The organism is Paenibacillus sp. 1-18 (genome assembly GCF_000520755.1).
Taxonomy (GTDB): domain Bacteria; phylum Bacillota; class Bacilli; order Paenibacillales; family Paenibacillaceae; genus Paenibacillus; species Paenibacillus brasilensis.
This window is the reverse complement of record NZ_ASSB01000243.1, coordinates 1-7,712: the sequence shown is the minus strand read 5'-3', so window position 1 is coordinate 7,712 and position 7,712 is coordinate 1. Positions and strand designations below refer to the sequence as shown.

At 43.6% G+C, this 7,712-nt stretch carries 7 protein-coding genes; 4 read left to right on the top strand and 3 right to left on the bottom strand.

Annotation, left to right across the window (positions count from 1 at the left end; translation table 11 throughout):
- Both L693_RS0115135 and L693_RS0115130 read right to left on the bottom strand, forming a co-directional pair.
- The coding region (locus L693_RS0115135; protein WP_442950181.1) for an iron chelate uptake ABC transporter family permease subunit at positions 1-760 on the bottom strand (760 nt) is incomplete at its 3' end.
- Positions 750-1,706, bottom strand: coding sequence for an ABC transporter permease (locus tag L693_RS0115130; RefSeq protein WP_025717971.1), 957 nt, complete (start codon positions 1,704-1,706; stop codon positions 750-752). The genes L693_RS0115130 and L693_RS0115135, both read right to left, overlap by 11 nt.
- 327 nt (positions 1,707-2,033) lie before the next feature.
- Here L693_RS0115130 and L693_RS0115125 point away from each other — a divergent pair, with 327 nt between their 5' ends.
- The 4 genes from L693_RS0115125 (at position 2,034) to L693_RS0115110 (ending at position 6,956) form a co-directional block, all read left to right on the top strand.
- On the top strand, positions 2,034-2,711 hold the full coding sequence (locus L693_RS0115125) for a response regulator transcription factor (protein WP_025717970.1): 678 nt from the start codon (positions 2,034-2,036) through the stop codon (positions 2,709-2,711).
- A gap of 1 nt (position 2,712) precedes the next feature.
- Positions 2,713-3,630 (top strand): sensor histidine kinase, encoded by a 918-nt coding sequence (locus L693_RS0115120; RefSeq protein WP_025717969.1) that lies wholly within the window; start codon positions 2,713-2,715, stop codon positions 3,628-3,630.
- 108 nt (positions 3,631-3,738) lie between these two features.
- The gene (locus tag L693_RS0115115) at positions 3,739-4,416 is read left to right on the top strand and encodes an ABC transporter ATP-binding protein (protein WP_025717968.1); all 678 of its coding nucleotides are present in this window, start codon (positions 3,739-3,741) and stop codon (positions 4,414-4,416) included.
- A complete protein-coding gene (locus L693_RS0115110; RefSeq protein ID WP_025717967.1) occupies positions 4,413-6,956 on the top strand; it encodes an ABC transporter permease in 2,544 nt (847 codons plus the stop codon). The genes L693_RS0115115 and L693_RS0115110 overlap by 4 nt, the downstream gene beginning before the upstream one ends.
- Before the next feature lie 106 nt (positions 6,957-7,062).
- Here L693_RS0115110 and L693_RS0115105 read toward each other — a convergent pair whose 3' ends face one another.
- Positions 7,063-7,593: a GNAT family N-acetyltransferase gene (locus L693_RS0115105; protein WP_025717966.1), complete on the bottom strand. Its 531-nt coding sequence runs from the start codon at positions 7,591-7,593 to the stop codon at positions 7,063-7,065.
- Positions 7,594-7,712 lie beyond the last annotated feature (119 nt).

The window sequence follows — 7,712 nt, the reverse complement described above, 5'->3', positions numbered from 1 at the left end:
CAGGAAACCCCCCCCCCCCCGATAAAGTTAATAATGACGCTGACCGTTGTCGATAAGTCAAAAACTCGCTCTGCCAGCAGTTAGCAGCCAGCCAAGGCGATGATGCTGACGAATATGGAAGCCCCAAGTTAATCGCATGCTCCCGTCCGAGCGACAGCACATCCAGATACTTGATGAACCTCCACGCATAAGCGAATACAAACACAAGAATCACTACAGATAGCCACAGCAGCTCGGTATTGACATTACTGAAGCTGGCAAAGCTTTTGTCCTGAACTTTCGCAAATTCGTTGGGGTCAATCAGCACTTCCATAAAGGTGGACAAACTGTTGAACAGCGTGCCGAACACCAGACCAATCAACAGAAGTACATAGATCCCGCGTCCATCCTTGCGAAAAATTAATTTGTACAACAAACCTGCAAACAGCACCATCAAGCCCACGGACAGTAAGAAATTCAGCTCTCTGCTGGTCGAAATGAACGGTACGGAGCCAAACGCAAACACTATGGTGGTCTGAATCAGCATATACAATGAATCCAGCCCGATAATACTCGGGGTCAAAATTTTGTTATTGGTAATCGTCTGGAAAATAACCGTTGCAAAAGCAATCGAACCCCCTGTCAGGATGAAGGCAGCGATCTTTTTCAATCGTCGTGGCAGCGCGTAATGCCAGGTATGTGGAAGATCTATAAACACGAAAGCAGCAATCAACACAAGCGCGGCAGCAGCTAATATGCCAATTTTTAATTTAGGATTCATAAGCCCTTCTCCTCAGCAGCAAATACAAGAACAACGCGCTCCCGATCACACCAACCGTAAGCCCTACAGAAATTTCATACGGATAAATAATCACCCGCCCTAAAATATCGCAAAACAGCACAAAGACGGCGCCCAGGATCGCTGTATGGGCCAGACTTTTTTTCAGATGATCCCCCATATACATGCTGACCAGATTGGGTACAACCAGCCCCAAAAAGGGAATCGTCCCGACCGTTAAGATGACAACAGAGGAAACCAAAGCCACGATCATCAAACCGACATTGACGGTGCGCTTGTAATGTACGCCCAAATTGGCCGCAAAATCCTCACCCATGCCTGCAATTGTAAAACGATTCGCATATATGTACGCCAACGCAACCAAAGGAACACTAAGATACAGCATCTCGTAGCGTCCGCTCATGATCAGGGAAAAATCGCCCTGCATCCACGAAGAAATGCTCTGGATCAGATTGTATTTATAAGCAAAGAAGGTCGTCACTGAATTCAAAATGCCTCCGAACATCAAACCAACCAATGGGATAAATACCGGGTCCTTGAAACGGATTTTATCCAGTATCTTCATGAAAATCAGTGTCCCCGCCAGGGCAAATCCGAAAGCCGTCAGCATCTTCGTCCAAAATCCAGCCGCTCCAAACACCATAATCGCGGTCAAAACACCCAAGCGTGCAGCATCCATCGTTCCTGCGGTAGTAGGCGATACAAACCGGTTCTGGGTAAGCTGCTGCATGATAAGTCCACAGATACTCATACTCGCTCCAGCGATAATAATGCTAATCAAACGTGGAAGCCTGCTAATCAGGAGCACCTGCGCCTGATCATCGGTAAGGTGGAACAAATCAAGTGGAGTGACATCATGAACACTTATAAAAACCGAGGCAAAGCCCAGTAGCAGAAAAGCCAGTATTAAATAACGCAATTTCTTCATGTTTTTAACCAAGGGAGCCTGTTCTCCATAAACCTATACCAAGCTTCGGCCCTGTCCTCCCTTCAATAATGATAATCATTATCAAAATGAACTAGCATAAATTATATCAGTGATATTGTATCTGTCAAATTTTTTGCATTGAATAAACTATGGCAAAAGGAGGCTAGCAAAACTTGAATAGTCTGAAGAGCGAATGAGCAAATAAGAGCAATATCCTGTAAAATAGAGGTGGAGGATTTTAGGCCCCTCTTTTCCATTTTTACTGTAAGCAGTTCTTGGAATTCGGGATTCATTAACTTGATGAATCAAAAAAACAGGAGGAACATGATGAATCACATACTAATCGTCGAGGACGATATCGCCTTGAGTAACGGTATTGTTCTTGCTCTTAAAGAACCTAACAACCTATTTACGCAAACGTATGACATAGCTGCTGCAAAAGAACAATTGAACGTCACTGCCTTTGACCTAATGATTCTTGATGTAAATTTGCCGGATGGAAGTGGACTCGACCTTTTAACCCATATACGAAAAAAAACAACTATACCCGTCATCGTTCTGACTGCGAATGATATGGAAACAGATGTCGTCACTGGTTTTGAACTGGGGGCTGACGACTATATCACAAAGCCTTTCAGTCTTATGGTACTGAGAGCAAGAGTCGGCGTTCAGCTAAAGAAATCCAGATACTCGCTTGCAGACTCCATTCAGCTCGACAATTTTTCCTTTTCATTCGAGAGGATGGAATTTATTAAGAATGGTACGCCCATTGAACTAAGTAAAACTGAACAAAAATTGTTGCGCATCCTAATCAACAATCGAGGAAATACCGTTTCGCGTGATCATTTGATAGACAGCATCTGGACTGACGGAGCTGAGTATGTAGGTGAAAATGCCTTGTCGGTTACGATAAAAAGGTTGCGGGATAAATTGGAGGATCATCCCTCCTCCCCACAATATATTAAAACGGTGTATGGGCTGGGCTATACATGGGCGATGAAATAAGATGACAACACTCCTTTATATGTGTATTGGAATTGGCGTCGCTGCTGTATGCACTGCTGTGGTTGCTATTATGCTGTATCGCAGGAGCGTCCAAAGAACAATGAAAACTATTGAGAACATGCTGGATGCCGCGATAAATGGCAGCTTCTCAGAAGATGTCTTTGATGAATCCGTTCTCTCTGCAATAGAAGCGAAATTTGCCAAATTTCTTTCTATTTGCTCCGTGTCTTCCGAAAAACTGCTTGCCGAAAAGAATAAAATAAATGAGCTGATTTCCGATATTTCACATCAAACAAAAACGCCTATTGCTAATATCCTGCTTTATTCCCAACTACTTAGCGAATACGAACTACCGCAGGATACCTCCACTTGTGTGAAAGCTTTATCTGCACAGGCCGAAAAGCTTAACTTTCTGATCCATGCATTAGTTAAAACTTCACGGCTTGAAGCTGGGATTATCACGGTATCGCCAAGGCGGGAATCTGTTCAAAAGCTTCTCGATGCTGCACTGGAGCAAATAACGCCAAAGGCAGATGCCAAAGGGATTTCAGTTATTAGGGAGGACACAGTTACCCATGCTTATTTTGACCTAAAGTGGACGAGTGAAGCTGTCTATAACATTATGGATAACGCCATAAAATATACAGAGGCAGGCGGAAGCATGAATATAAAAGTGATGGCATACGATTTGTTTTGCAGAATTGATATTACCGATAGCGGCATAGGCATTGCAGAAGAAGAACAAGGTAAAATCTTTACCCGCTTCTTTCGCTCCCCCACTGTTAGCTCGCAGGAGGGTGTCGGGATTGGGTTGTTTTTAGCTAGAGAAATCATCGCTGCGGAGGGGGGCTATATCAAGGTATGGTCACGCTACGGCAGTGGCTCTACCTTCTCTATTTTTCTTTCTATGGATACTTAATCCTTTCAGTATTGTTAGATTCCAGAAAGATTGTAGAAAGATTAGTGTGTTAGTGTCTGTACTGTAGATGACTACGGTCCAGACATTTTTTTGTGAAGGAGAACGTATATGGCTCTGTTAAAAACACAGGAATTGAAAAAGTATTATGGTAACGGGGATACTGCTGTTCATGCCTTAGATGGAGTTAACCTGGAGGTGGAAAGCGGAGAGTTTGTGGCCATTGTCGGTACATCCGGGAGCGGCAAATCTACCCTTCTCCATATACTGGGTGGACTTGATCGTCCAACCAGTGGAAACGTTACGATTGACGGCAAGGATATTTTTACATTGAAGGACGAAGAATTGACTATTTTTCGCAGACGAAAGATTGGCTTTGTTTTTCAAAATTACAACCTGGTGCCTGTCTTGAATGTCTACGAAAATATTGTGCTTCCTATTGAACTGGATGGTAAAGAGCCAGACAAAACCCACATAGATAAAATTGTACATACTTTGGGTCTTGACCAAAAGTTGAATAACCTGCCCAACCATCTATCGGGAGGCCAGCAGCAGCGTGTAGCCATCGCCAGAGCATTGGCAGCGAAACCTGCAATTGTTTTAGCAGATGAACCCACCGGGAACCTGGACAGTAAAACCAGTCTGGATGTGATGGGATTGATCAAAGTATCCAGCCAACAGTTCGCCCAAACGATGGTAATGATTACTCATAATGAAGAAATCGCGCAGATGGCAGACCGCATCATCCGCATTGAGGACGGTAAAATAGTTGGCGGTGAAGGCAAATGATTCAGGTTAGAAATAAAAAAGCGATCCGCAATCTGGCAGATAAGAGCTTCAAAGTAAACAAAGCCCGTAACCTCTTTGCCATTGTTGCCATAGCTCTCACTTCATTGTTATTTACAACGTTGTACACCTTGGGGATTGGCGCTGTTGAAAACTTACAGCGGGCAACTATGCGACAGTCCGGTGGAGATGGACATGCCGTACTTAAATATATAACGGATGACGAATTTAATCATGTCAAGGATCATCCGTTAATCAAGGAAATAGCTTATAACCGTATATTAAGCGACGGAGTTATGAACGATAACTTTCTAAAGCGGCACACAGAGTTCTGGTATTACGATGATGTAGGGATGAAGCTTGGTTTTATTGAGCTTAAAGAGGGACACAGGCCTGTGGCGGAAAATGAAGTGATTGCAGACTCCAAGACACTGCAGCTATTGGGTGTTCCACTGGAGCTTGGAGCACCTTTGAGGCTGAAGCTTAACATACGAGATAAAGAAGTACAGCGTGATTTTATCCTCTCCGGCTGGTGGAAAAGCGATCCTGTGTTTAACGCAGGACAAATATTGGCCTCCAGATCCTATGTGGATGCTCATGCCAAGGAATTACAAAGCAACTATAAAAAAGATCACTTCCATACAGGAACCATTAGTGCATATATGATGTTCGACAACAGCCTTGATTTGCGAGGAAAGCTCAATAAAGTGATTACCGAAAGCGGTTATTCACTTGACGAAGATGCACCGAACTATATCGCGAATAATGTAAATTGGGCATACATCTCGACTAATTTTAGTTTAGATACAGAGACAATCATAGCGTTAACTTCTGCCCTGTTACTGATCATGTTTACCGGTTATTTGATTATATATAATATTTTCCAAATATCAGTGATGCGAGATATCCGTTTTTACGGTCTCTTAAAGACGATCGGTACAAGCCGCAAGCAGATACGCCGGATTATTCGCAGACAAGCACTGATTCTATCAGCGCTAGGAATCCCAATCGGATTGATAGCAGGTTTTTTTGTCGGTAAATCGCTCGTGCCTTTTATCATAAATATGAGTATATATAACGGTACCGAGGTATCGGTATCCCCCAACCCATGGATTTTTATAGGATCGGCTTTGTTCGCACTCATTACCGTAATGATCAGCACTTTCAAGCCAGGCAGAGTTGCCTCGTCCGTATCGCCGGTAGAAGCAGTCAGATACACAGGTGGAGTAAACAAGAACAATGGTAAGCTGAAAAAATCAATCGGAGGTGCAAAAATCCACCTCATGGCTCGTTCCAATTTGGGGCGTAATAAAAAACGCACCGTTTTAGTGGTTATAAGTCTTTCTTTAAGCTTGGTCCTTCTGAACACTGCCTTCACACTATCTCGGAGCTTTGATATGGATAAATTTTTAGCCAAATTTAATGATACCGATTTTCTTATTGCTCATGCTGAATATTTCCAGATTCCCAGCAGTTTTAGTGGGCAAGAAAATGGGACCACCGAAAGTTTTATTAAGGCTGTACAGGCACAACCAGGCTTCAAAGAAGGCGGCCGATTGTACGGTGACCCAACAGCTTTCACGGCTGAAAATACAAAGGGAATTACGGATGATACCCAGAACACTGACGCTCACGGCAACTTCCTTGTAGACGTGTATGGGCTGGAAGATTTGCCCCTGCATCGACTGCAATTGATTGATGGCGAGCTTGATTTTAAGAAACTGGCTTCCGGTAAGTATATCCTGGAGGGAGTCGAACTGAACGACAACGACAAGCCTTACATGGAAAGCATTCATCATAAAGTGGGGGAGAACGTTACATTGCATAGTTATGCAGGAACAGCAGATGCTCCACTGAATACAGAGGATATAGCACATAAGTTTACAGTACTTGGCCATGTCGGTATCAAATCCACCAATTCGAATCGCCTTTCGAGCTATAATAGCTTCTACCTCCCGGCAGAAATATACAAATCACTTGTAAAAGAGCCTGCTGTGATGAGTTATGCCTTTAATGTATCCTCGAATCAGGAAGCGTCCATGCAGAGCTTTTTGAAGCGCTACACTGAAACAATCGAACCGATGATGAACTACGAATCCAAAATTACATCAAGGGACGCTTTATCAGGTATGCAAACCACTGTCGAGTTGATCGGTGGCACGCTTAGCTTGATTATTGGCCTGATAGGTATCCTGAACTTTTTAAATGCGATTTTAACCAGCATACTGACCCGGCGCAATGAATTTGCTATGTTGCAGAGCATAGGCATGACTAAACGGCAATTGCGGGGAATGCTGATTTATGAAGGACTGTATTATGTTTGCGCCACCAGCCTGACCTCTATTCTATTGGCAGTCTTATTTTCTCTTTTGATTGTAAAACCGTTTTGCAGCTTGCTATGGCTTTTAAGCTATCACTTTATACTTTGGCCACTTCTAGCCTCATTGCCTTTACTGTTATTGCTTGGGATACTTATTCCAGTAGCAGTCTATTCTATGAACGACAAACAAAGTATTGTAGAACGACTTCGGGAATCAGAATAGATTTACCGAGAAAGTCCAAAATACCAGTGTGGATTATAAAAAGATGACTCCTGATCAATTCAGAGGTCATCTTTTTAGCATAGAAAGGTTCTTATTTGCAGAACAACTATCCCCGCCACTCTTCCCGCAGTAGCCCCATTCGGATCGAATCATAATACTCTCCATTATAATATCTGCACTTGCGAAGCCTGGCTTCGAGGGTCATGCCCAGCTTCTCCCCCACCTTCATCATCCGACGGTTTCCTGACCAGGTTGTAAAGCCTACTCTTACTAAAGGCAATGTATTAAACAAATGGTCGATCCACAATCGAAGTGCTCTCGTACCATAGCCACCACTCCAATACTCCGAATCATAGATACCTATCCCCATTTCAAGCCATTGGGAAGGTTGATGCTCCCAATAGTAGCTTACGGTTCCAATGATCTTGCCTTCCACCTCAATGAGCCAAAAGTCATCTTGTTCGACTCGATCTTCTTTACCTTGTAAATAATCCTCCCAGGAAAGCGCCCTATGTTCGTAATAAGGCGCATCCCATTGCTTCCATTCTGGAGCTTCTTCTTTATAGGTTAGCGTCCAAAGAGCATGTAAGTCTTCTTCTTTTACAGGCCTAATGGTTAAATCCTTGTCCGTGTAGATGGAGATCACCCCTGACCATCATGGTTTTACTACTGGGCTCGCACCTGATTTGCACCGGGCTGGATTTCCGGTGGGATCGGGCATACGTAAGGCTGATCGCCAAGTCTGGCCCGTAAGTC